The sequence below is a fragment of the Microbacterium sp. UCD-TDU genome, assembly GCF_000340625.1.
Taxonomy (GTDB): Bacteria; Actinomycetota; Actinomycetes; order Actinomycetales; family Microbacteriaceae; genus Microbacterium; species Microbacterium maritypicum.
Genome location: NZ_KB454446.1, coordinates 284,909 through 306,314, shown reverse-complemented (window position 1 = coordinate 306,314; position 21,406 = coordinate 284,909). Strand labels below are relative to the sequence as shown.

Sequence of the window (21,406 nt, the reverse complement as noted above, 5' to 3'; positions counted from 1 at the left end):
GGGGAGCGGGGGCGTCCTGGCGGGGAGCCCGCGGCGTTCAGCTGAGCGACACCAGCGGCGGAAGGTCGGCGGCGATCGTCAGCACGCGCTCGGCGGCCGCGTGGCCGGCGGACAGGCGTGCGGCGAGGTCGGCTCCGTCGAGGGTGGCCGCCAGGAATCCGGAGGCGAACGCGTCGCCTGCGCCGACCGGTTCGACGACGTCGACCACGGGGGCGGGGACGAACACCGGTTCGGCCTCGCCGTCGAAGGCGGTGGCGCCGACGTCGCCGTCCTTGACGACCAGCAGCGCGCAGTTCGGGAGGAACGCACGGATCTCGGCCGGAGCCGCCGTGCCCCAGATGCGTTCGGCCTCGTCGCGGCCGACGAAGGTGATGTCCGCGGCGTCCGCCAGGCGGGCGAGGGTCTCGGCCGCCTCCTGCGTGCTCCACAGCGGACGACGGTCGTTCACATCGAACGACACGAGAGCGCCGGCCGCGCGTGCGTCGATGAAGAGCCGATCGACCATCGCACGACACGACGCGGAGAGCGCGGGGGTGATCCCGGTGGTGTGCACGATCCGCACGCCCTGGAGCTGCGCGGTCGTGAGGAAGCCCGGCTCCATGCGGGAGGCGGCCGATCCCTGGCGGTAGTAGTAGACGGAGGACGACTCCGCTCCCGGATCCTTGAACATGACTCCGGTCGGCGCGGTGGCATCGCGGTCGATCCACAGCTCCACGCCTCGGTGCTCGAGCTCGGTGGCGACGCGGTCGCCGAGGGGGTCAGCGCCCAGACGCGATGCCCAGGCGACGCGGTGCCCGGTGGAGGCTGCGCCGGCAGCCACGTTGGACTCCGCGCCGGCGAGACCGATCGTCGCCGCTGCGGCGTCGGCCAGCCGGTCGTCCGTCGGGGTGATCAGCGCCATGGTCTCGCCGATGCAGACGATCTCGGGGGCAGAGGTCGAGGAGGAGGAGCTCATGAGGGGGTGACCGCCAGGGGTTCGGTGTCGGGATGCGGGCTCGCGTCGCGGTGACGCAGGTCGGGGAAGGAGCGGACGAAGACGACAGCGACGAGGAGTCCGACCGCGGCGAAGATCGTGGCGGCGAGGTACGCACCGCGCCAGTCGCCGACGTCGACGAGGAAGCCGGCGACGGCGGATCCTGCCGCGGCGCCGATGAGCTGACCGGTGCCCGCCCATCCGAACGCCTCAGCGGTCTCGCTGAACTTCACGCTGGCCGAGGTGATGGCGAAGAGCACGGCGAGAGCGGGGGCGATGCCGATGCCGGCGAGGATCAGGGTGCCACCCAGCCAGAAGACATTGAGCATGACCATCGTCAGGCCGAGCCCGATCGTCACGATCAGCAGCCGGCGCGCCATGGCCCACGGCCCGATGGGGATGTGTCCGAACGCCAGACCGCCGGCGAGGCTTCCGGCAGAGAACACGGCGAGCACGAGACCGGCGGCGAGGCTTCCGTGCTCGAATGTCGCGACCACGCCGACCTCCACGGCCGCACAGGCCCCGATCAGGAGGAAGCCGATCACGGTCGCCAGCAGCACGGGCGGCTTGAGCACGACCTTGCCGAGAGCGTTGCGACTGCGCGGGATGCGCACGCGCCCGACCTCGGGGGAGAGGATGAACCACGCTCCGCCGCCGACGAGGATGATCGCCACCAGCAGCAGTCCCTCCGCGGTGCCGATCTGTGTGGAGACGAGCGTGATCACGACGGGGGCCAGCACCCAGATGATCTCCTGCAGCGAGGCGTCGAGGGAGAACAGCGGAGTGAGGTTCGACGAGTTCACGAGCTTGGGGTAGATCGTGCGGACCGCGGCCTGGACCGGGGGAGTGGAGAGGCCGGCGAGCATCCCGAGCGCCATGTACCCCGGTACTTCGAGCGGGAGCAGAGCGAGGCACAGCACCGCCACGACGCACACCGACAGGGTGAGGGTGATCACGCGACGCATGCCCCACACGCCCATCCACCGGCTGGTGATGGGGCCGGCGATCGCCTGCCCCACACTGGTCGCGGCGAGCACCAGACCGGCAGATCCGTACGACCCCGTCTGCTGTTCGACATGCAGCAGGATCGCCAGCGACATCATCCCGTTGGGGAAGCGCGCCGTCAGCTGAGCAGCGATCATGCGCGCCACTCCCGGCGTGCGAAGAAGATCCCGATATCCCGCCACCAGACAACGGTACCGGCACCCGGCGGGGGCCGTCGAAGCGGGTACGGATGCGACACGCCGACGACACGCCGAGAGGCAGTTTCCACAGGTCTCGGAATGTCCGAAGCCCCTCGTATGGTCGCCCCTGTGGATGGATCTCTCACAGGGGCTTCCCAGCCGCGATTTCCTGCGGTTCGAGTGTCCCCGTACGGGGTCTCTGCCTGTGGAAGAAACGGTGGAGAACCTGTGTTGTATCTGTAGAGAACGGTGGATAACTACACGGATGTAACTACTACCCCTTGTGGTCGCCCCCAATGTCGGTCCCCATATGTAGTATTGAAGTCCCGGCAGGGGGTCTACCGGGAAACAGCCTGATGAGAAGCAGGCCAGAGATTTGAGGGGTTACGAAAAAGATGTCGATCACGGTCTACACAAAGCCTTCCTGCGTTCAGTGCAACGCCACCTACCGTGCCCTGGATGCCAAGGGCATCGAGTACGAGATCCTCGACCTGTCGGAAGACCCGACGGCGCTCGAGCAGGTCAAGGCGCTCGGCTACATGCAGGCACCCGTCGTCGTCACCGACGAGGGTCACTGGTCGGGCTTCCGTCCCGACAAGATCGACGAGCTCGCCTCCCGTCTGGCGTGACGCCCCATGAGCGCCGTCGCGACCGCAGCGCCGCTCCTGATCTACTTCTCGAGCGTCTCGGGTAACACCGCGCGGTTCATCGAGAAGCTCGGGCTCCCGTCCCGACGCATCCCCCTCCACCGGAACGAAGAAGACCTCGTCATCGACGAGCCCTTCGTGCTGGTCACCCCCACCTACGGCGGGGGAGCAGGGCGCGGCGTCGAGAAGGGCGCCGTTCCGAAACAGGTGATCCGGTTTCTCAACGACGAGCGCAACCGGCGCCACATCCGCGGCGTGATCTCCGCGGGCAACACCAACTTCGGCGAGGCGTTCTGCCTCGCCGGCGACATCATCAGCCGCAAGTGCAACGTGCCTCACTTGTATCGGCTCGAGATCTTCGGCACACAAGACGATGTGGATCGCGTGAGCGACGGATTGGAACGACGGTGGCAGCTTCAGTGACCGAGACAGCGGCATTCAAGGCGAACCCCTCCTACGAGGGTCTCGACTATCACGCCCTCAACGCGATGCTCAACCTGTACGACGCGAACGGCAAGATCCAGTTCGACGCCGACAAGCGCGCCGCGCGGGAGTACTTCCTGCAGCACGTGAACCAGAACACGGTGTTCTTCCACTCGCTCAAGGAGCGCCTGGACTACCTCGTGGAGAAGGAGTACTACGAGGGCGCCGTCATCGAGAAGTACTCGATGGAGTTCATCCAGAAGCTCAACGACCTCGCCTACGGCAAGAAGTTCCGCTTCGAGACCTTCCTCGGCGCGTTCAAGTACTACACGAGCTACACGCTCAAGACGTTCGACGGCAAGCGCTACCTCGAGCGCTTCGAGGACCGCGTCGTCATGACCGCCCTCGGACTGGCGGACGGCGATGAGAAGCTCGCCGTCGCCCTCGTCGAGGAGATCATCTCCGGCCGCTTCCAGCCGGCCACCCCGACCTTCCTCAACGCCGGCAAGGCGCAGCGCGGCGAGCTCGTCAGCTGCTTCCTGCTGCGCATCGAAGACAACATGGAGTCGATCGCCCGCGGCATCAACTCCGCCCTGCAGCTCTCCAAGCGCGGCGGCGGCGTCGCCCTGCTGCTGTCGAATATCCGTGAGTCGGGTGCGCCGATCAAGCAGATCGAGAACCAGTCCTCGGGCATCATCCCGGTGATGAAGCTCCTCGAAGACAGCTTCAGCTACGCCAACCAGCTCGGTGCGCGTCAGGGCGCCGGCGCGGTGTACCTCAACGCCCACCACCCCGACATCATGCGCTTCCTCGACACCAAGCGCGAGAACGCCGACGAGAAGATCCGCATCAAGACGCTGTCCCTGGGCGTCGTGGTTCCGGACATCACGTTCGAGCTCGCCAAGAACGACGAGGACATGTACCTGTTCTCGCCGTACGACGTCGAGAAGGTCTACGGCGTTCCGTTCGGCGATATCTCGGTCACCGAGAAGTACCGCGAGATGGTCGACGACCCGCGCATCAAGAAGACCAAGATCAACGCGCGCGAGTTCTTCCAGACCGTCGCCGAGATCCAGTTCGAGTCCGGCTACCCGTACGTCATGTTCGAAGACACGGTGAACAAGGCCAACCCGATCAAGGGTCGGATCAACATGTCCAACCTCTGCAGCGAGATCCTGCAGGTGAACACGCCGACCACGTACAACGCCGACCTGTCGTACGACAACATCGGCAAGGACATCTCCTGCAACCTCGGCTCGATGAACATCGCGCTGTCGATGGACGCCGACGACCTCGGACAGACCGTCGAGACGGCGATCCGCGCCCTCACCGCGGTGAGCGACCAGAGCCACATCGGCTCGGTGCGCTCGATCGAGGACGGCAACGACCGCTCTCACGCGATCGGCCTCGGCCAGATGAACCTGCACGGCTACCTCGCTCGCGAGCACGTGTACTACGGCTCCGAAGAGGGCATCGACTTCACGAACATCTACTTCTACACGGTGCTGTTCCACGCGCTGCGTGCCTCGAACAACCTCGCCATCGAGCGCGGCACCACGTTCGACGGGTTCGAGGACTCGACCTACGCATCGGGCGAGTTCTTCGACAAGTACATCGACCAGGCCTGGGTCCCCGCGACCGAGAAGGTCAAGGAGCTCTTCGCCGGCAAGCACATCCCGACGCAGGACGACTGGGCTGAGCTGAAGGCGTCGATCCAGAAGCACGGCATCTACAACCAGAACCTGCAGGCCGTGCCGCCGACCGGTTCGATCTCGTACATCAACAACTCGACGTCGTCGATCCACCCGATCGCGTCGAAGATCGAGATCCGCAAGGAAGGCAAGCTCGGTCGCGTCTACTACCCGGCGGCGTTCATGACGAACGACAACCTGGAGTACTACCAGGACGCGTACGAGATCGGCTACGAGAAGGTCATCGACACGTACGCCGCGGCCACGCAGCACGTCGATCAGGGCCTGTCGCTGACGCTGTTCTTCAAGGACACCGCCACCACGCGTGACATCAACAAGGCGCAGATCTACGCATGGCGCAAGGGCATCAAGACGATCTACTACATCCGCCTGCGTCAGCTGGCGCTCGAGGGCACCGACATGGCCGAGTGCGTCTCGTGCATGCTCTGACCTGCTGTTGACCTGAGAACGACGCTCTGAATCCCGAGAAACGACGAAGAAAATGACTCCCGAAAGACTCAAGCTGGTCTCCAGCGTGCAGGCGATCAACTGGAACCGCATCCAGGACGACAAAGACCTCGAGGTCTGGAACCGTCTGGTGAACAACTTCTGGCTGCCCGAGAAGGTGCCGCTGTCGAACGACGTGCAGTCGTGGAACACGCTCACCCCCGACGAGCAGCTGCTCACCATGCGGGTGTTCACCGGTCTCACGCTGCTCGACACGATCCAGGGCACCGTGGGTGCGGTGTCGCTGATCCCCGACGCGATCACGCCTCACGAAGAGGCCGTCTACACGAACATCGCGTTCATGGAGTCGGTGCACGCGAAGAGCTACTCCTCGATCTTCTCGACGCTCGCGTCGACGAAGGAGATCGACGAGGCGTTCCGCTGGTCCACCGAGAACCCGAACCTTCAGAAGAAGGCTCAGATCATCATGGACTACTACCAGGGCGACGACCCGCTCAAGCGCAAGGTGGCCTCCACCCTGCTGGAGTCCTTCCTGTTCTACTCGGGCTTCTACCTGCCGATCTACTGGTCCTCGAAGGCGAAGCTGACGAACACGGCCGACCTGATCCGCCTCATCATCCGTGACGAGGCCGTGCACGGCTACTACATCGGCTACAAGTTCCAGAAGGGCCTCGAGAACGAGACCCAGGAGCGCCGCGATGAGCTCAAGGACTACACGTTCTCGCTCATGTACGAGCTCTACGACAACGAGGTGCAGTACACGCAGGACCTCTACGACGGCGTCGGTCTGACCGAAGACGTGAAGAAGTTCCTGCACTACAACGCCAACAAGGCCCTCATGAACCTGGGCTACGAGGCGATGTTCCCCTCCAGCGTCACGAACGTAAACCCGGCCATCCTGTCGGCGCTCTCGCCGAACGCCGACGAGAACCACGACTTCTTCTCGGGGTCGGGCTCGTCGTACGTGATCGGCAAGGCCGAGGCCACGGAAGACGACGACTGGGACTTCTGAGTCCGTCGCGTCAGCACCGGATTCGCTGACGTGCCAAGGGCCCCGGCCGGCTGCTCACCACGAGCGGCTGGCCGGGGCCTGCATTTGTCTCCCGGAGCGCGTGGCCACCGGCCCGGACCTAGAATCATCCCGATGACCGAGGAGACCGCCGCCGAAGCGCGCGTCCGCGTGAAGGTGACGCGGACGCTCGTGCGCACCCCACTGGTCGTGGGCACGGTGCTGCTGCTCGCGGCCATCGGCTTCACGCTCCTGGGCGACGACCTGAGCATCTTCCCGTTCCTGCTCATGCTGGTCGGGGGCTGGTGCTTCGGCTTCGCGTTCGTGAACGCGACCCTGGGCATGGTGCCGACTCGCAACGGAGCGATTCTGCATCTCGGCGTCGCCATCGTGCTCGGAGCCGTCCTGGCCTTCGTGGTCGAGTTCGGGGGAGACCTGATCGAGCCGTTCCCCGACGAGGTGCGCGGCATCGCCGTGGTGCTGCAACTCGCGGCCATCCCGGCGACCGGCTGGATCTGGCTCGCGCTCATCTCTCGGGTCACGGATCTCTTCGGGCGCAGAGACGCGAAGAAGAGGCCGTCGCCGGTGGCACCGGAGTGGGAACGGGAGGAGAGCGGCGACGGGTCGATCGTGCGCTTCCCCGCCGTCGAGCTGCGGCTGCGCACCCTCACGCAGGCGATCGTCGGGATCACTGTGGTCGGCGGGCTGCTCGGTGTCGCACTCGTGATCGCGCTCGACGACATCGTGATGCGGATGGGGCCTCGGATGATGATCCTCTTCCTGGGCATCACGGTCGCGCTTCCGGTGTATCTCGTGTTCACGGCGATCCTGCGTCGGCGAACAGTGCCCTGCACGGTCGCCTTCGGGAACGACGAGCTGCGTGTGGGAGTGGGAGACGAGCTGCACAGGATCCCGTTCCGGGAGCTCGAGTTCCTGCGCTGGCGGTGCCGCAGCGACTACGCGCGCATCGAGGTGCGCGGCGCCGGTGCCGATCTGTCGCTCTTCGCCGGGCTCGCCAAACCGCCCCGCGGCTTCTCCGCCGAGCTTCCCGCCCTGCCCCGCCGGGTCTATCGACGTCTGGAGCTCGCAGGATTCACGCTCGAGAAAGCGCGCAGGGGCGAGGTCATCACCTTCCGCGGGCCCTCAGAGCCCGCCTCGCGCGCCCCTGCGCACTGACCGGGTGCCGGCGGCCGGCACTCGACCTCGACGCGTTGCCCCAGATCACTCCGCCGGGTATTCCTGCGCCGTGAGCAGTCGCGCCAGATGCGCGGCGTTTCTCGCAGCCGTCTCGATCGCAGCGGCGACCTTCTCGGGTGTCTCGTCGAGATCCTTGTAATCGGTGGTGTGCATCGCCTCGCCGTTCCAGTACACCGAGCTCTGGGCGGGTACCGTGAAGCCGACGTCGTTCAGCGACTGGAAGAGGATCGCGGCGATGTGATGGGCCCCGTCTTCGTTGCCGACGATGCCCGCGATCGCCACCTTGTCGAACAGCGTGGGTCGTCCGTCAGCATCCGTCTCGCCGAGTTCTGCATCGAGGCGTTCGAGCACACGCTGCGCGACGCTCGAATGCTGCCCCATCCAGGTGGGGGTGACGAAGACGAGGATGTCGGCGTCCAGTACCTGCTCACGGATGCGCGGCCACTCGTCGTCGCCGCCCATGTCCTTCTCGACCCCGGGGCTGAGGGAGAGATCCACGGCGCGGACCAGATCTCCGGCGACGCCGTGAGCGGAGAGGGCATCGAGCAGCTGCGTCGCGAGGAGATCGGAGCTGGAGGCTGCGGGTGACGGCTTCAACGTGCACGACACGGCGACAGCGGTGAGTGGTGTCTTCATGCTCCGAGCACACCAGACGACGACGAACGTGCACAGGGGGTTTCCGAGTCCGGGCTATCCTGGTAGACGGCACCGACGACAGGAGATCCCGTGATCCTCAGCTTCCTCTTCTTCATGATCCTCTTCATCGGGGGGATCCTGCTGATGGGCATCTCGTTCGGGCTGCCCGCGTTCCAGGCGATCGCGTTCTGCGGGGGGCTCCTTCTGGTCACGCTGGCCATGGCCTTCCTCCTCCGCCAGGGCGGCACCGCCACCCGTCGGTCGAACAACTGGTCGGGCAAGGCCGCCGAGTGACTCATCGCGGTCTGCGCGTCGCGCCGCGACGCGTCTGACCGCTCACCATCGTCTGGCGAGCCGCGCTTCGAGGTTCGCTCTGATTGCGGGCCACTCCGGCTCGATGATCGAGTACTCCACGCTGTCGCGCAGCGCGCCGTTGCGGTACCGGCTCATCGCCCGCATCACGCCGTCCTGCTTGGCCCCGAGGCGCTCGATCGCCGCGCGCGACTGGAAGTTCACCCACTGCGTCGTCAGGCCGACACGGAACACCCCGAGCGTCTCGAACGCATGCCGCAGCAGCAGCAGCTTGGATTCGGCATTGGTACCGGTGCCGTGCGCGGAGGGGCGGTTCCAGGTGAAGCCGATGTGCAGACGAGGCACGTCGGCGACGATGTCGTAGTACGACGTGAGCCCCAGGATGCGGCCGGACGCGTCGAAGGCCGTGAACGGGACCATCTCGCCCTTCTCGATGAGTCCGATCCGTCGCTCGACCTCTGCCGCCACCCCGTCCGGCTCGGGCACCGAGGTGTACCACGCCGTCTTCCACAGGTCGTCCTCCTGCACGGCCTCGATCAGTCCCTCGATGTGCGAGCGATCGAGAGGGCGCAGTTCGACGAGTCGGCCGGTGAGGGTGACGGGGGAGGGGGCGACGAGGAAGGCCATGTCGACATTCAACCAGCGACGAGCAGCGTCTGACGCAACAGGCGCTGGTAGGCCACGACCAGCTCGATCGTGACATCCATCTCGAAGGCGAGGCTCGCCAGATGCGGTCCCCGAACCTCCTCCGCCTCGGCGTAGGCGCGCGGGGTGATCAACAGGGATGCCGCCCATTCGTCTGCCTGCCGCTCCTGAAGCGCACGGATGGCAGGGGTGGGCGCGGGGAGATGGCCGAGGCAGACGTGACCGAGTTCGTGGGCGAGGACGCTGCGAGTCGTGCGCGCGCTCATCCCGGGGCTGAGGCGGATCGTGCGCGTCACGGGGTCATAGCCCCCACGCGTGCGGCCGACACGTTCGACGACGCGCACCCTCTGCTCGTCGGCGAGGCGGAGAAGGTGCTGCATGGTCCCCCTCCTCGTGCCGGTCTCTCGCTCCGGGTCGGAAGCCCGGCCTATTCGTAGAGGTCGTCGGTGTCGGCATCGTGCCTGACGCCGGATTCGAAGGCGACCTCTCGGGTATCTTCGCGCGGGCCGGCGACATCGGGTGTGCGGCGGATCGGCGTGATGCGCGCGGTGGCATCGCCGTCCGCGCGCAGCCGCTCTTCTGCGCGGGCGAAGAGCACGTGAGGCTCGACGCCGAGGTCGGCGCAGACCGCGTAGACGACGGGGACCGGGATCGCGCGCTTGCCCGTCACGTAGTTGTCGAGAGCGCTCCGGGCGATCCCGATGCTGCGCGCCATCGCTGCGATGCTGCTCCGTGACGCCGCGATCTCCGCGCGCATCTGGCGACCGACAGCGTCGTTGAACTCCTCGGCAGGTGTCTTCACCTGGCTCACCATAGCAGCGCGGCGACTCCAGAATGCCGCCATTCTGGCTCATTCGAGCCCCATGCGCGTCTGTTCGTGGCGCTAGTGTAGGCAGATGGGGACAGAATTACGTCATTTGCTGGCATCTGAGGTCGACGGGGCGCGGTTCCACGCCGGGGTGTCCTTCTCCGAGCTGTCCGAGCGCTCGGGTATCGGGCCCGACGCCCTGGGAAATCTGCTCGACGGCATCGACGACTTCACGGTCGTCGACCTCGCGCGCATCGCCGAGGTGCTCGGGGTTCCTGTCACCGCTCTGCTCCCCGGTGCGGTGCCCGACGACTCCTGACGACGTCGGCGCCGGAGGGTAGCGTTGTGCGCATGAAGACAGTGTCGTTCGGATCAGCCACCGCCCCCGCCGTCATCGCCGGAATGATGCGCATCGACGACAAGGACGACGCTCACATCCGCGCACTGTACGAAACCGCCCGCACCGCCGGTATCGACTTCTTCGACCATGCCGACATCTACGGCGGGAGCATGCATCACTGCGAGACGCGGTTCGCCGATGCGCTGCAGCTCACCACTTCCGAGCGCGACGAGATCGTTCTCCAGACGAAGTGCGGCATCGTGCCGTCGCAGGGGATGTTCGACTTCTCGTACGCGCACATCGTGGCGCAGGTCGAGGGGTCGCTCGCAGCCCTGCGGACCGATCGCCTCGACGTGCTCCTGCTCCACCGCCCCGACGCCCTCGTCGAGCCCGAGGAGGTCGCTCGCGCCTTCGACGATCTGGAGAGCGCGGGAAAGGTGAAGGCGTTCGGCGTCTCCAATCACACGCCGCGCCAGATCGACCTCCTCCGCACGGCGGTCCGGCAGCCGCTGGTCGCGAATCAGCTGCAGCTGTCGATCACCCACGCGCCGATCATCGCGCAGCCGGTCGCGGCCAACATGGCCGGGCACGCGCAGAGCGTCGTGCGCGACGGCGGCGGCATCGTGGAGTACTGCCGGATCAACGGCATCACGATCCAGGCCTGGTCGCCGTTCCAGGACGGCTTCTCCCACGGCGTGTTCCTCGGCAATCCCGAGTACGCAGAACTGAACGCCGTGATCGACCGCCTCGCGGCGGCGCACCACGTGACACCCATCGCCATCGCGACCGCCTGGATCACCCGCCACCCCGCGGGCATGCAGGTCGTCCTCGGCACCACGACGCCGCAGCGGGTGCAGGACGCGGCGGCCGGCGCCGACATCGAGCTCACCCGCCCCGAGTGGTACGAGCTGTTCCGCGCCGGCGGTCACCTGCTTCCTTAGCCCGAGCGGTATGCCGCGGCGTCGTCTACCCTGAAGCCATGGCGTTCCTGTTCTCGCTCCTCGTCATCGCCCTGATGATCGGCGCGCTGATCGACATCATCACGCGGGACAGCTCGCTGGTGAAGTTCCTGCCCAAGCTGGCATGGATCATCATCGTCATCCTGCTGCCGCTGATCGGCGGCCTGCTGTGGTTCGGGCTCGGTCGCGAGTACGGCGAGTCCGGCATCCAGATGCCGCGGATGCGCAGAGCGGAACGCCCTGCGGCACCGACCGACGTGCGTCCGGCGCCGCCGAGGGACACCAGGACGACCGAGCAGCAGATCGCCGACCTCGACCGAGAGATCGAGGAGTGGCGGCTGCGCCAGGAGATCGAGAAGAACCGCGGGACCGACGGCGAGGGCTCGACCGGACCTGCGGGCTCCGCCTAGGCGACGGACTCGACCTCGGCGATCTGCGAGCGGTCGAACGACTCGCGGATCGCGTCTTCGAGGGTCGGGTACCGGAACTCGAACCCGGCCGCGGCGAGCTTCTCCGGCAGCACCCAGCGGCTCTTCAGGATCAGCTCGGTCTCGGTGCGCATGCCGATCGCTCCGAGCTCCAGCATCCATCGCGGCATCGGCACACCGACACGCACGCCCAGGACGCGGCGCACCATCGCCATGAACTCGGCGTTGTCGACGGGGTGCGGGGATGCGGCGTTGACGGGGCCTTCGAGCGAGGGCGTCTGTTCGAGGAATTCGATGATGCGGGCGACGTCTTCGATGTGCACCCAGCTGAAGCGCTGGCGACCATGACGCGCACCCGGGAAGTGGCCGGTGCCGGCGGCGCGTCGTGCCGCGCTGACCGGCCAGCGTCCGTCGTACTGCGACCCGCCGAGCCCGAACCGGGCGAGCTTCTCCACGGGACCGAGCACGCCCCCGTGGCCGAGGACGATCGTGCTGCGCAGGGCGACGCGGCGGGTGGAGGGCAGTTCGTCGGCGAACAGCGCCTTCTCCCAGGCCCTCGCGACCTCGACCGAGAAACCGGTGCCGATCTCTCCGGTCGACTCGGTCATCGGGCGGTCTTCGGCGTGACGGTAGATGGTCGCCGTCGAGGAGTTCACCCAGAGCGCGGGAGGGGCCGACGCACGCCGGATGGCGGTGCTCAGCGACGCCGTGGTGTCGAGGCGGGAGCGGAAGATCTCGGCGCGGTTCTCCGGCGTGTAGCGGCAGTTGACGCTCTTGCCGGCGAGGCCGATCACGAGGGCCGCGCCATCGACGGCGCGGTCGATCTCGACCTGATCGCCCCAGCGGATGTCGGCACCCGAACGGGAGATCGTGACGACCTCGCGACCCTCGGCGTGGAATCTCGGCAGGAGGAAGCGGCCCATGAATCCGGTGGATCCGCCGATGACGACCCGTCCTGCGCTCATGTGGTCTGCTCCTTCTCGGAATGGTGGATGCGATAGGTGAAGTCGCCCCGGTACTCGTACACACGGCCGAGGAACGGCGCGTCGACGGTCAGGGCCATGCGCTGTCGATCGAGGGCATCGTCGAAGCGCTCGGTGAGGCGGATGAGCGGCGCGATGGGCGCGGGGATGCGCATCCGGAGGCGTCCGAGACGCACACCGACCGCGCGGCTGACGAGGTGCAGCGCGCCCTGGTGCACCTCGACGTCGAAGCACGCGGCGACCAGGCCCGGCTCGCCCAGCTCGTCGACGACGCGGCCGTGCCGTGTGAGCGCCGCCGCATCGCGCATGGTCCACGGTCCGCGGTCGAAGTGGAAGGTGCGTTCGCCGATGGCCCTGGAGGCGATCGTGCGGTTCTCCACGCGGAACGGCACATCGCACTCCCAGACGGCGGCGACCACGCCCCGGCGCTCGAGGAGACGGAGGAACGGCCACAGCCATCGTCGCGGGGTGCCGACGCGCTGGAAAACGCCATCGCCGATGCCCACCGCGCCGTCGGGGATCGCCTCGAAGTACGCGCGCAGCCGGGGGTGCAGGTCATCGATGCGCTCGCCCAGCGCCCTGGCGTACGGGGACTGCGGCGGGGGCGTCACTCTTCGAGCCTAGCCCTGTCCTCGGCACCTCCCCCTCGGCGCCGGCGGAGCCCTCAGGAGGCGGGTCGCAGCAGCCGGTCGAGGAGGGCGAGCGCCTCGTGCTGCGGGGCGGTCTCGTCGAGCAGCCATTGCGTCTGGAGGCCGTCGGAGGCCGCGACGACGAGGGCGGCGACCGCATCGGGATCGATGTCGTCGCGGATCCTGCCCTCGTCCTGCTGATGCCGGACGATGTCGGCGAGTCGGGCGCGGAGGCGGGTGAACCGACCGGTCGCGAACGTGCGCGCCGCCGGGTGCCCTTCCTCGAGCGCCGTGGCCACGAGGGTCGAGTACAGCTGCACGAGTCCCGGGATCGCGCGGTTGATGCGTGCGGACTCGATCATCATCTCCACCGGCGTGGCATCCTCCGCCGGTGCGCTGGGCTGTCGGGCGGGCGCCGTGCTCTCTTCGTAGACGGCAACGAGAAGCTCTTCCAAGGAGCCGAAGTAGTGGGTGAGAGCGGCGTGGGTGACGCCCACCTCGCGGGCGATCGCTCTCAGGCTGGTGCGATCGGCGCCGCGCTCGGCGAACACCTCGATGGCGCGATCGAGGATCTCCTGTCGTCGAGCGATCCCCTTGGCGTAGGTGCCGCGCTGTCGTGACGGCTCGGCGGGCTCGGACGTGTCGGCGGGCATGAGGGGAGTCTAGCGAACCAAAACTTCCGCATGGAGGTATTTGGTGATAGCGTGCCTGCACGGGACAGCGGTCCCGCCACGTCACCGATGACCGAAGGAGCACGACCGATGACGATTCGGACTTCCCTGCAGCTGTTCACGATCAAGGACGAGCTGGAGGCCGACCTCGAATCCTCCCTCGCGGCGGTGGCCGCCCGTGGCTTCACGGCGGTCGAGCCCTACGACTTCGTCCGCCGCGCCGAACCCCTCGCCGCGGCGCTGACCGCCGCCGGCCTGGTCGCCCCTTCCGGCCACGCCTTCCTGGCGTCTTCGTCGTTCGTGAACCCCGACGGCAGCGGCACGACGGTACCCGTGCCGACCCCGGCCGAGGTCTTCGCCGCGGCGAAGGTGCTCGGCATGGACACCGTCATCGACCCCTACACGGAGCCCGCGCGCTGGGAGACGGTCGAGCAGATCGAGGAGACCGCGCGGCTGCTGAACGAGGCCGCCGAGGTCGGGGCCGGCGTCGGCGTGCGCGTCGGGTATCACAACCACGCGCACGAGCTGGAGGCCGTTTTCGACGGCGTCACCGGACTCGAGATCCTCGCCGGTCTCCTCGACGAGCGCGTCGTGCTCGAGGTCGACCTGTACTGGGTCGCTCGTGGCGGCGTCGACCCCGTCGCACTGCTCGGACGTCTGGGCAGCCGCGTGATCGCCGTGCACGCGAAGGACGGCACTCTCGACCCCGCACTCGCCGGTGCCTACCCGCCCGCCGATCAGTTGCCGGCAGGAGAGGGCTCGGTGCCGCTCGTCGCGGCCATCGCCGCGGCCCCCGCGCTCGAGCTCGCGATCGTGGAGTTCGACCACTACGAGGGCGACCTGTTCGACGCCATCGAGCGCAGCCGGGTCTACCTCGACGAGAAGGTCGCCGGCTGATGGCGATCGGTGCAGGACCCGTCGGTGTCGGCATCATCGGCGCCGGGAACATCAGCGATCAGTACCTGTCGAACCTCACGACGTTCCCTGACGTGCGCGTCCTCGCGATCGGCGACCTCCTCGAGGACCGTGCCAAGGCGCAGGCCGAGAAGTACGGCGTCCCGCGCTCCGGCGGCGTCGACACGGTTCTCGGTGACCCGGAGATCGACATCGTGGTGAACCTCACCATCCCGGCCGTGCACGTCGAGGTCTCCGAGGCGATCATCGCGGCCGGCAAGCACGTGTGGACCGAGAAGCCGATCGGCGTCGCCCGTGAGGAGTCCCGTCGACTGCTCGCGAAGGCGGATGCGGCCGGTCTCCGTGTCGGCGTCGCCCCCGACACCGTGCTCGGACCCGGCGTGCAGACGGCGAAGCGCGCCATCGCGCGCGGCGACATCGGTCGTCCGCTGTTCGCGCAGACCACGTTCCAGTGGTCGGGGCCGGAGATCTTCCACCCGAATCCCGCGTTCCTATATGCCAAGGGAGCGGGCCCCCTGCTCGACATGGGTCCCTACTACGTGTCGGCCCTCGTGCACGTCTTCGGTCCGGTCGCCTCGGTGGCCGCACTCGGGCTGCAGGGCACGCCCACCCGTCGCGTGCAGGTCGGCGAGCTGGCCGGTCAGGAGTTCCCGGTCGAGATCCCCTCGACGCTGAGCGTGCTGATGGACTTCGAGCAGGGCGGCCAGGCGCAGAGCGTCTACAGCACCGATTCGCCCGTCATCCGGCAGGGGATCGTCGAGATCACCGGCACCGAGGGCACCATCGTGATCCCGGATCCGAACACGTTCGGCGGGGCGATCTCGATCACCCGACCGCTCACGCGGCTGTTCATCCCGCCGGAGCCGATCGAGCAGGAGGTCATCGACGTCGAGCAGGAGGGCGTGCTCTCCGGTCGCGGCGTGGGACTGCTCGACATGGCGCGCGCGATCGCCGCCGGCCGTCCGCACGTGGCCACGGGAGAGTTCGGCTACCACGTGCTCGACACGCTGCTCTCGATCGAGGAGGCCGCGGAATCGCGCCGCTTCGTCGAGGTCGAGAGCACGCTCGATCAAGTCGGCTCGATCGCCGGTGACTTCGACCCGTTCGAGGCCACCCTCTGACAGGCCTCGTGGCGGCGGAGACGCGGATCGACGCGCCTTCGCCGCCACGGTGCTGATCAGGCGGCGGGCTCGCGCAGGCGGACCAGCCGCTCGTGCCCGGTCTCCTCGAGCTCGGCGATGTCGTCGCGCGACTTCAGGAAGTCGGAGAACGAGCGGTAGCCCAGGGCCTTCTCACTGAACGAGGGGTCCATGCGGCGCATGTGCGTCTTGACGGCCGAGCTGTGCAGCCACTCGTCCGCGTCGGCCTTGTCGTGACCGAGGCGCAGCGCGCGCTCCAGCAACTGCGTCGCCACCTCCTGGTCATCGACCTTGTCCTCGACCCGGGGCTCTTCCACCTTGGGCGCGGGCTTGGAGCGTGTGCGCTTGGAAGCGGTCTTCGGCTTCGACGCGGTCCCCGCAGCGGTTTCGGCGACGGCGTCGGCGACCGGGGCAGGCGGCTCCGCCACGGCCTGGGTCTTCGCGGCGGCGACCGGTGCCGCCTTCACCGGGCGGACGACGCCGGGCAGCGAGTCGTACGACTCGAACTCGTCGCACGCTGCGGCCAGCGACTTCGCGGTGGAACCCGACACCCCGACGCCGATCACGTAGCGACCGAGCCGCTTGCAGCGCTGGGCCAGCGGCACGTAGTCGCTGTCGCCGGCCACGATCACGACATGCGTGAGATCGGGGAGTCGGAACATGTCCTCGACCGCGTCGACGGCGAGGCGGATGTCGGCCCCGTTCTTCGCGTAGGCGGCCGCCGGGAACAGCTGCACGAGGTCGACCGCACGAGCCACGAGCTGTGAGCGGTACTCGGCGTTCACCGGGGAGGACCAGTCGGCGTAGGCCCGGGTGAGCACCAGTGTGCCGAAGGAGGCGGCGTAGTCGATGATGGCGCCGACCTCGATCATCGCGCGGCTCAGCCGGTCGGTGACCTCCGGATCGTTCGGGTTCTCGCTGATCCGCTGGCGGTCCTTGCCGTAGGCGTTGCGTCCGTGGACGCGGTCGTACCAGGAGATGACGATGTTGTCGAAGTCGAGATAGACGGCGACGCGGGCATCGGTGGCCTCAGCCATGATCAGACCTCTTCACGGGGATAGCGGACGCCGATCTGCGCTCTGATCTCATCGAGGGTGCCCATGATCGCGACGCTCTCGGCGATCGGCAGGATGTCGCCCTGGAGGATCCCGTCGCGCACCAGCCGTTCGGCGGCGAGCGCCTGGAACTGCATGCCACGACCGTCGACCTCGGAGGTGTAGCTCTCCTGCACCGTGCCGTCCGGCAGGACCAGGCGGAAGGTGGTGGGGCTGTACCAGACGGTGTCGATGTCGATGCGAGCGGCCGTGCCGATGATGCTCGCCACGTTGGGTCCTGCGGCGCGCGACGACGAGAGGCTGGTCGAGACCGCTCCGCCCTCGTGCGTCATCACGGTCGCGACCTCGGAGTCGGCTCCGGTCTCCACGAGCCGACCGACGGCGTGGATGGTGGTCGGTGCGCCGAGGATGTCCCAGATGAAGGAGATCGGGTAGATGCCGAGGTCGAGCAGGGCGCCGCCGCCGAGTTCGAGGGCGTTGAGCCGGTGCGCGGGGTCGGAGGGGAGCAGCTGCGTGTGGTCGGCGCTCACCGCGCGGATCTCGCCGAGGGCGCCGTCGGCGATGAGCTCGCGGATGCGGACCATGTGCGGCAGGTACCGCGTCCACATCGCCTCCATGACCAGCAGACCGCGCTCGGCCGCGAGCGCCTGCAGATCTTCCGCCTCTGCCCGATTCAGCGTGAACGCCTTCTCGGCGAGCACGTGCTTGCCGTTCTCGAGCGCGAGCCGGGCGTTCTCATGGTGCATCGGGTGCGGCGTCGACACGTAGACGATGTCGACGTCGGGGTCGGCCACCAGAGCCTCGTACGAGGCGTGTGCGTGGGGGATGTCGAAGCGGGCGGCGAACGCGTCTGCCGACTCCTGTGAGCGGGATCCGACCGCCACGAGGTCGAGCCCCGCAGTTCGCAGATCGGACGCGAATGCGCCGGCGATACCGCCGGTCGCGAGGATTCCCCACCGAAGACCTGTCATGGTCTCAGCGTAGGGGGTGCGTCGGCTGTGACGGACTGTTACATCCCGTGACGCCCGGCATCGGCCCTGTGGCAGCGGCAGCCGGGGGCTCCTACCGTGACGGCATGACCGAACCCCTCATCATCGGCGCCATGGTGCGCACCCTGGGCGCGTACCCCTCGGGCTGGCGTCAGCCCGGCGCGCACCGCGACCCCGCGACCGACGCCGACATCCTGCGCCGCATCGCCCGCGAGGGGGAGGACGCGGGTCTCGACTACCTCTTCTTCGGCGACTGGCTCGCCACGGGTCTGGATCTGGAGTTCCGCGACCCGTACCTGCTCGCCCGCATCGACCCCGTGAGTGCCGTGCTCTTCCTCGCCGGTGTGACGTCGCGGATCGGTCTGATCGCCACGGTGAACACGACCTACGCCGACCCGTACGCGACCGCGCGCTCGCTGGCCTCGCTCGACGTGCTCACCCGCGGTCGAGCCGGGATCAACCTCGTCACTGGTGCCGAACCGCGCGCCGCGGGCAACCACGGTCGCGACGCGCACGCCGACAACGAGACCCGCTACGACCGGGCGGAGGAGTTCGTGGAGGCGCTGCGGCGGCTGTGGGGCTCGTGGGGCGAGGAAGCGTGGATCGCGGATGCCGAACGCGGGGTGCTGATCGACCCGGAAGCGCTCCATGCCGCCGATCTGCGAGGTGCGCACGTGCAGGTCGCCGGTCCGCTCAACGTCGCCCGCCCACCGCAGGGGCAGATCCCGATCGTGCATGCCGGCACGTCGCCGCGGTCGAGAGCGCTCGCGGCCACCGAGGCCGATCTCGCGTTGATTGCCGCGCCCACCCTGGCCGATGCGATCGCCACCCGCCGGCTGCTGCGGGACATCGCCGCCGAAGCCGGGAGATCGCCGGATGCGCTGAACGTGATCGCCCCGGTGCTCCCCGTGGTCGCGGACACGGATGCCGATGCACGACGCATCGTGGAGCGTCTGCTCGCGCTGGTGCCCCTCGCCGAGGAGCACCAGCGCGCGCGGAGGGCCTTCCCGCGCGACCGCACCGTCGCCGCGCTCGCCGACGCGTTCGATGTCCCGGCGGACGACCCGCTGCGCTCCGCCGCCTTCGACGCACCGGTGACCGTCGCCGAGACCGTGCGACTGGGAGAGCGCGGCGCCCGGCTGATCGAGCGGCTCGGCCTCATCGCGGGACTGCGCGTGGCCGGAGCACGCGTCTCCGGATCGGGAGCCGCCGGTGGCGACACCCTCACGTGGCGGCACCTCGTCGCCGCGCACACGGTGCCCGCGGCCTTCGTCTCGGGAGATGCCGGGACGATCGCGGATCACTTCGAGACGTGGCGCGACGAGGGCGCGGCGGACGGATTCAACGTGCTGTCGGCCTTCCAGCCCGCGCAGTTCGAGGCGTTCGCACGCCAGGCCGCCCCCGAACTGCGCCGTCGTGGACTGCTGCGCAGCGCAAAGGAGAGCGCAGGAGCGACGCTCCGCGATCGCCTGCGCATTTCCTCGTATGTCGACGCGTGACCACGCGTTTCCTCACGCGACATCCGGAGTCCGCCGGCTCGCGCCGGGAGAGCCGCGATTCCTACGGTGAGACCCACCGCACCACAGCACCGCACCACAGCACCGCACCACAGCACCGCACCACAGCACCGCACCCGAAGCCTGGAGGCCCACCCATGAACCGTCGTCTCGTCCGCGTCGCCGCCATCGCGCTGCCGCTCGTCCTCGCCGGCGGCCTCGCCGCCTGCGCGTCGACACCCGCCCCGGCGAACGCGCCCGCCGAGGGGGGAGACCCCGTCAAGGGAGGAACCCTCACCTACCTCGAGCACCAGGCGTACACGAACCTGTACCCGCCCCAGGCCGGCTTCTACCCGAACGGCGGCATCGTGAACAACATCGCGGCCCGTCTCACCTGGCAGAACCCGGACACGCTCGAGATCGAGCCGTGGATCGCCTCCGACTGGACGGTGAACGACGACGCCACCGAGTACACGTTCGATCTCAACCCCGACGTCACGTTCTCGGACGGCACGGTGCTCGACGCCGCGGCCGTGAAGAAGAACTTCGACACCTACGGCCTGGGCGACGCCGAGCGGGGCCTCACGGTCTCGGAGGCGATCAACAACTACGCCAGCAGCGAGGTCGTCGACGAGGACACCGTGACGTTCCGCTTCTCGGCGCCGTCGCCCGGGTTCCTGCAGGCGACCTCCACCATCAACTCGGGTCTGCTGTCGCCGGAGACCCTCGACGGCACGATCGAGGACTTCGGCGCGGGCAACGCCGCCGACATCATCGGCTCCGGACCCTTCACGGTCACGGGCGAGAAGCTCGGCACCGAGTACACGCTCACCGCCCGCGACTACTACGACTGGGGTCCCGACAGCGTCGACAACGACGGCCGCCCCTACCTCGACGCCGTGCACGTGCTGATCACCCCCGAGGATTCGGTGCGCATCGGCTCGCTGCTGGCCGGCCAGGCCGACTACGTCCGCTACGTGCAGGCGTTCGACGAGGACCGCGTCGAGAGCGCCGGCTTCACGCTCTACGCCCCGCAGACCCGCGGCGTGAACAACTCCATCGCCCTGCGGCCCGAGAATCCGCTGCTCACCGACATCCGCGTGCGACAGGCCCTCATCGCCGCGGTGAACGCCCAGGAGGTCGTCGACACCCTGTTCACGGAGAACTATCCGGTGGCGACCTCGGTGCTGTCATCCCAGGCCCTCGGCTACAAGGACGAGTCGGAGCACTACGCGTACGACCCGAAGAAGGCGGAGAAGCTGCTCGACGAGGCCGGATGGACGCCCGGCACCGACGGCATCCGCGAGAAGGACGGGGAGCGCCTCTCGATCACGGTGTACGAGGCGAAGCCCCAGCCGCTGTCGAAGCAGACCCTCGAACTCGTCGCGCAGCAGCTCGCGAAGGTGGGCGTCGAGCTCTCGATCAAGCCCGGCGACGCCGGCAGCTACGCGGAGGACACCCGCGACCCGCTGAAGACCGGCTTCTACCACTCCATGGTCGGCCGTGCGGATCTCGACGTGATCAAGAGCCAGTACTTCACGAAGAACCGCGACGTGCTGATCTCGAAGGACGCGAAGCTCGACGAGCTGCTGCTCGCCGTGGCATCGGAGCCCGACGCTGACGCGCGCGTCGCCGCGTCCCAGGCCGTGCAGGACTACATCGCCGAGCAGGCCTATGTGATCCCGCTGTTCGAGGAGCCGCAGGTGTACGGCACCGCGACCTCCGTGCACGGCGTCGCCTTCGAGTCGGTGGGACGCCCCACGTTCTCCGGCGTCTGGCTCGCCGAGCACTGATCGGCATGGTGCTTCG

At 68.1% G+C, this 21,406-nt stretch carries 24 protein-coding genes; 13 read left to right on the top strand and 11 right to left on the bottom strand.

Annotation, left to right across the window (positions count from 1 at the left end; translation table 11 throughout):
• Positions 1-37: 37 nt before the first annotated feature.
• Positions 38-955 carry a sugar kinase gene (locus tag D514_RS24190; RefSeq protein WP_017828871.1) on the bottom strand — a complete coding sequence of 306 codons (918 nt, stop codon included), beginning with the start codon at positions 953-955 and terminating at the stop codon, positions 38-40.
• Positions 952-2,160, bottom strand: a complete 1,209-nt coding sequence (locus tag D514_RS24185) for an MFS transporter (RefSeq protein ID WP_031205529.1) — start codon at positions 2,158-2,160, stop codon at positions 952-954. The genes D514_RS24190 and D514_RS24185 overlap by 4 nt, the downstream gene beginning before the upstream one ends.
• Positions 2,161-2,552: 392 nt before the next feature.
• On the opposite strand from D514_RS24185, the gene nrdH reads away from it, so the two are divergent.
• From nrdH to D514_RS24160, 5 genes are all read left to right on the top strand, one after another.
• Complete coding sequence (gene nrdH / locus D514_RS24180) at positions 2,553-2,786, top strand: glutaredoxin-like protein NrdH (RefSeq protein WP_017828869.1); 234 nt, start codon at positions 2,553-2,555, stop codon at positions 2,784-2,786.
• Positions 2,787-2,792: 6 nt separating this feature from the next.
• On the top strand, positions 2,793-3,227 hold the full coding sequence (gene nrdI / locus D514_RS24175) for a class Ib ribonucleoside-diphosphate reductase assembly flavoprotein NrdI (RefSeq protein WP_017828868.1): 435 nt from the start codon (positions 2,793-2,795) through the stop codon (positions 3,225-3,227).
• The gene (gene nrdE / locus D514_RS24170) at positions 3,224-5,368 is read left to right on the top strand and encodes a class 1b ribonucleoside-diphosphate reductase subunit alpha (protein ID WP_017828867.1); all 2,145 of its coding nucleotides are present in this window, start codon (positions 3,224-3,226) and stop codon (positions 5,366-5,368) included. The genes nrdI and nrdE overlap by 4 nt, the downstream gene beginning before the upstream one ends.
• A 52-nt stretch (positions 5,369-5,420) precedes the next feature.
• A complete protein-coding gene (nrdF, locus tag D514_RS24165) occupies positions 5,421-6,398 on the top strand; it encodes a class 1b ribonucleoside-diphosphate reductase subunit beta (RefSeq protein ID WP_017828866.1) in 978 nt (325 codons plus the stop codon).
• A 132-nt stretch (positions 6,399-6,530) separates the two neighbouring features.
• Positions 6,531-7,571, top strand: a complete 1,041-nt coding sequence (locus D514_RS24160; protein ID WP_017828865.1) for a hypothetical protein — start codon at positions 6,531-6,533, stop codon at positions 7,569-7,571.
• 45 nt (positions 7,572-7,616) lie between these two features.
• On the opposite strand, the gene D514_RS24155 is transcribed toward D514_RS24160, so the two are convergent.
• Entirely contained in the window at positions 7,617-8,228 is a 612-nt protein-coding gene (locus D514_RS24155) for a flavodoxin family protein (protein WP_017828864.1), read from the bottom strand.
• A gap of 90 nt (positions 8,229-8,318) precedes the next feature.
• Between D514_RS24155 and D514_RS24150 the strand changes: the two genes are divergently transcribed.
• Positions 8,319-8,522: a hypothetical protein gene (locus tag D514_RS24150; RefSeq protein ID WP_017828863.1), complete on the top strand. Its 204-nt coding sequence runs from the start codon at positions 8,319-8,321 to the stop codon at positions 8,520-8,522.
• A 42-nt stretch (positions 8,523-8,564) separates the two neighbouring features.
• Here the strand turns inward: D514_RS24150 and D514_RS24145 are convergent, their stop codons facing one another.
• The 3 genes from D514_RS24145 to D514_RS24135 are packed head-to-tail and all read right to left on the bottom strand — an operon-like array spanning position 8,565 to position 9,987.
• Positions 8,565-9,167, bottom strand: coding sequence for a GNAT family N-acetyltransferase (locus D514_RS24145; protein ID WP_017828862.1), 603 nt, complete (start codon positions 9,165-9,167; stop codon positions 8,565-8,567).
• Between the two features lie 8 nt (positions 9,168-9,175).
• Positions 9,176-9,565: an ImmA/IrrE family metallo-endopeptidase gene (locus D514_RS24140; RefSeq protein WP_017828861.1), complete on the bottom strand. Its 390-nt coding sequence runs from the start codon at positions 9,563-9,565 to the stop codon at positions 9,176-9,178.
• Between the two features lie 47 nt (positions 9,566-9,612).
• On the bottom strand, positions 9,613-9,987 hold the full coding sequence (locus D514_RS24135; protein ID WP_236610914.1) for a helix-turn-helix domain-containing protein: 375 nt from the start codon (positions 9,985-9,987) through the stop codon (positions 9,613-9,615).
• A gap of 94 nt (positions 9,988-10,081) precedes the next feature.
• Here D514_RS24135 and D514_RS24130 point away from each other — a divergent pair, with 94 nt between their 5' ends.
• The 3 genes from D514_RS24130 to D514_RS24120 are packed head-to-tail and all read left to right on the top strand — an operon-like array spanning position 10,082 to position 11,702.
• The gene (locus D514_RS24130; protein WP_219870255.1) at positions 10,082-10,312 is read left to right on the top strand and encodes a helix-turn-helix domain-containing protein; all 231 of its coding nucleotides are present in this window, start codon (positions 10,082-10,084) and stop codon (positions 10,310-10,312) included.
• A 32-nt stretch (positions 10,313-10,344) separates the two neighbouring features.
• Positions 10,345-11,274 (top strand): aldo/keto reductase family oxidoreductase, encoded by a 930-nt coding sequence (locus tag D514_RS24125; RefSeq protein WP_031205527.1) that lies wholly within the window; start codon positions 10,345-10,347, stop codon positions 11,272-11,274.
• Positions 11,275-11,312: 38 nt separating this feature from the next.
• Positions 11,313-11,702, top strand: coding sequence for a PLDc N-terminal domain-containing protein (locus D514_RS24120; protein ID WP_017828857.1), 390 nt, complete (start codon positions 11,313-11,315; stop codon positions 11,700-11,702).
• Here D514_RS24120 and D514_RS24115 read toward each other — a convergent pair.
• Genes D514_RS24115 through D514_RS24105 form a run of 3 tightly spaced genes read right to left on the bottom strand, consistent with a single transcriptional unit; the run spans position 11,699 to position 13,985 of the window.
• A complete protein-coding gene (locus D514_RS24115; protein ID WP_017828856.1) occupies positions 11,699-12,685 on the bottom strand; it encodes an epimerase in 987 nt (328 codons plus the stop codon). The two genes, D514_RS24120 and D514_RS24115, sit on opposite strands and share 4 nt — an antisense overlap.
• Positions 12,682-13,314: a DUF4166 domain-containing protein gene (locus D514_RS24110; protein ID WP_017828855.1), complete on the bottom strand. Its 633-nt coding sequence runs from the start codon at positions 13,312-13,314 to the stop codon at positions 12,682-12,684. Before D514_RS24110 ends, D514_RS24115 begins: the two co-directional genes overlap by 4 nt.
• Positions 13,315-13,367: 53 nt before the next feature.
• On the bottom strand, positions 13,368-13,985 hold the full coding sequence (locus tag D514_RS24105; protein ID WP_017828854.1) for a TetR/AcrR family transcriptional regulator: 618 nt from the start codon (positions 13,983-13,985) through the stop codon (positions 13,368-13,370).
• 108 nt (positions 13,986-14,093) lie between these two features.
• Here D514_RS24105 and D514_RS24100 point away from each other — a divergent pair, with 108 nt between their 5' ends.
• Both D514_RS24100 and D514_RS24095 read left to right on the top strand, forming a co-directional pair.
• A complete protein-coding gene (locus tag D514_RS24100) occupies positions 14,094-14,900 on the top strand; it encodes a sugar phosphate isomerase/epimerase (RefSeq protein WP_017828853.1) in 807 nt (268 codons plus the stop codon).
• Positions 14,900-16,039: a Gfo/Idh/MocA family protein gene (locus D514_RS24095; protein WP_017828852.1), complete on the top strand. Its 1,140-nt coding sequence runs from the start codon at positions 14,900-14,902 to the stop codon at positions 16,037-16,039. The genes D514_RS24100 and D514_RS24095 overlap by 1 nt, the downstream gene beginning before the upstream one ends.
• Positions 16,040-16,095: 56 nt before the next feature.
• Here D514_RS24095 and D514_RS24090 read toward each other — a convergent pair whose 3' ends face one another.
• Together D514_RS24090 and D514_RS24085 are read right to left on the bottom strand one after the other, a co-directional pair.
• Positions 16,096-17,094: an NYN domain-containing protein gene (locus D514_RS24090; RefSeq protein WP_017828851.1), complete on the bottom strand. Its 999-nt coding sequence runs from the start codon at positions 17,092-17,094 to the stop codon at positions 16,096-16,098.
• A gap of 2 nt (positions 17,095-17,096) precedes the next feature.
• Entirely contained in the window at positions 17,097-18,083 is a 987-nt protein-coding gene (locus D514_RS24085; protein WP_017828850.1) for a Gfo/Idh/MocA family protein, read from the bottom strand.
• Between the two features lie 104 nt (positions 18,084-18,187).
• Between D514_RS24085 and D514_RS24080 the strand changes: the two genes are divergently transcribed.
• Both D514_RS24080 and D514_RS24075 read left to right on the top strand, forming a co-directional pair.
• A complete protein-coding gene (locus D514_RS24080) occupies positions 18,188-19,600 on the top strand; it encodes an NtaA/DmoA family FMN-dependent monooxygenase (protein WP_031205524.1) in 1,413 nt (470 codons plus the stop codon).
• Between the two features lie 155 nt (positions 19,601-19,755).
• Complete coding sequence (locus tag D514_RS24075) at positions 19,756-21,390, top strand: TIGR04028 family ABC transporter substrate-binding protein (RefSeq protein WP_017828848.1); 1,635 nt, start codon at positions 19,756-19,758, stop codon at positions 21,388-21,390.
• Positions 21,391-21,406 lie beyond the last annotated feature (16 nt).

Excerpts from the sequence above, each read along its gene's own strand:
- nrdH (WP_017828869.1), top strand. The coding sequence starts at position 2,553 with ATGTCGATCACGGTCTACACAAAGCCTTCCTGCGTTCAGTGCAACGCC.
- D514_RS24080 (WP_031205524.1), top strand. The coding sequence starts at position 18,188 with ATGACCGAACCCCTCATCATCGGCGCCATGGTGCGCACCCTGGGCGCG.
- nrdI (WP_017828868.1), top strand. The coding sequence starts at position 2,793 with ATGAGCGCCGTCGCGACCGCAGCGCCGCTCCTGATCTACTTCTCGAGC.
- D514_RS24105 (WP_017828854.1), bottom strand. The coding sequence starts at position 13,985 with ATGCCCGCCGACACGTCCGAGCCCGCCGAGCCGTCACGACAGCGCGGC.
- D514_RS24155 (WP_017828864.1), bottom strand. The coding sequence starts at position 8,228 with ATGAAGACACCACTCACCGCTGTCGCCGTGTCGTGCACGTTGAAGCCG.
- D514_RS24130 (WP_219870255.1), top strand. The coding sequence starts at position 10,082 with ATGGGGACAGAATTACGTCATTTGCTGGCATCTGAGGTCGACGGGGCG.
- D514_RS24115 (WP_017828856.1), bottom strand. The coding sequence starts at position 12,685 with ATGAGCGCAGGACGGGTCGTCATCGGCGGATCCACCGGATTCATGGGC.
- D514_RS24140 (WP_017828861.1), bottom strand. The coding sequence starts at position 9,565 with ATGCAGCACCTTCTCCGCCTCGCCGACGAGCAGAGGGTGCGCGTCGTC.
- D514_RS24095 (WP_017828852.1), top strand. The coding sequence starts at position 14,900 with ATGGCGATCGGTGCAGGACCCGTCGGTGTCGGCATCATCGGCGCCGGG.
- D514_RS24120 (WP_017828857.1), top strand. The coding sequence starts at position 11,313 with ATGGCGTTCCTGTTCTCGCTCCTCGTCATCGCCCTGATGATCGGCGCG.
- D514_RS24085 (WP_017828850.1), bottom strand. The coding sequence starts at position 18,083 with ATGACAGGTCTTCGGTGGGGAATCCTCGCGACCGGCGGTATCGCCGGC.
- D514_RS24125 (WP_031205527.1), top strand. The coding sequence starts at position 10,345 with ATGAAGACAGTGTCGTTCGGATCAGCCACCGCCCCCGCCGTCATCGCC.
- D514_RS24090 (WP_017828851.1), bottom strand. The coding sequence starts at position 17,094 with ATGGCTGAGGCCACCGATGCCCGCGTCGCCGTCTATCTCGACTTCGAC.
- D514_RS24100 (WP_017828853.1), top strand. The coding sequence starts at position 14,094 with ATGACGATTCGGACTTCCCTGCAGCTGTTCACGATCAAGGACGAGCTG.
- D514_RS24160 (WP_017828865.1), top strand. The coding sequence starts at position 6,531 with ATGACCGAGGAGACCGCCGCCGAAGCGCGCGTCCGCGTGAAGGTGACG.
- nrdF (WP_017828866.1), top strand. The coding sequence starts at position 5,421 with ATGACTCCCGAAAGACTCAAGCTGGTCTCCAGCGTGCAGGCGATCAAC.
- D514_RS24075 (WP_017828848.1), top strand. The coding sequence starts at position 19,756 with ATGAACCGTCGTCTCGTCCGCGTCGCCGCCATCGCGCTGCCGCTCGTC.
- D514_RS24190 (WP_017828871.1), bottom strand. The coding sequence starts at position 955 with ATGAGCTCCTCCTCCTCGACCTCTGCCCCCGAGATCGTCTGCATCGGC.
- D514_RS24145 (WP_017828862.1), bottom strand. The coding sequence starts at position 9,167 with ATGGCCTTCCTCGTCGCCCCCTCCCCCGTCACCCTCACCGGCCGACTC.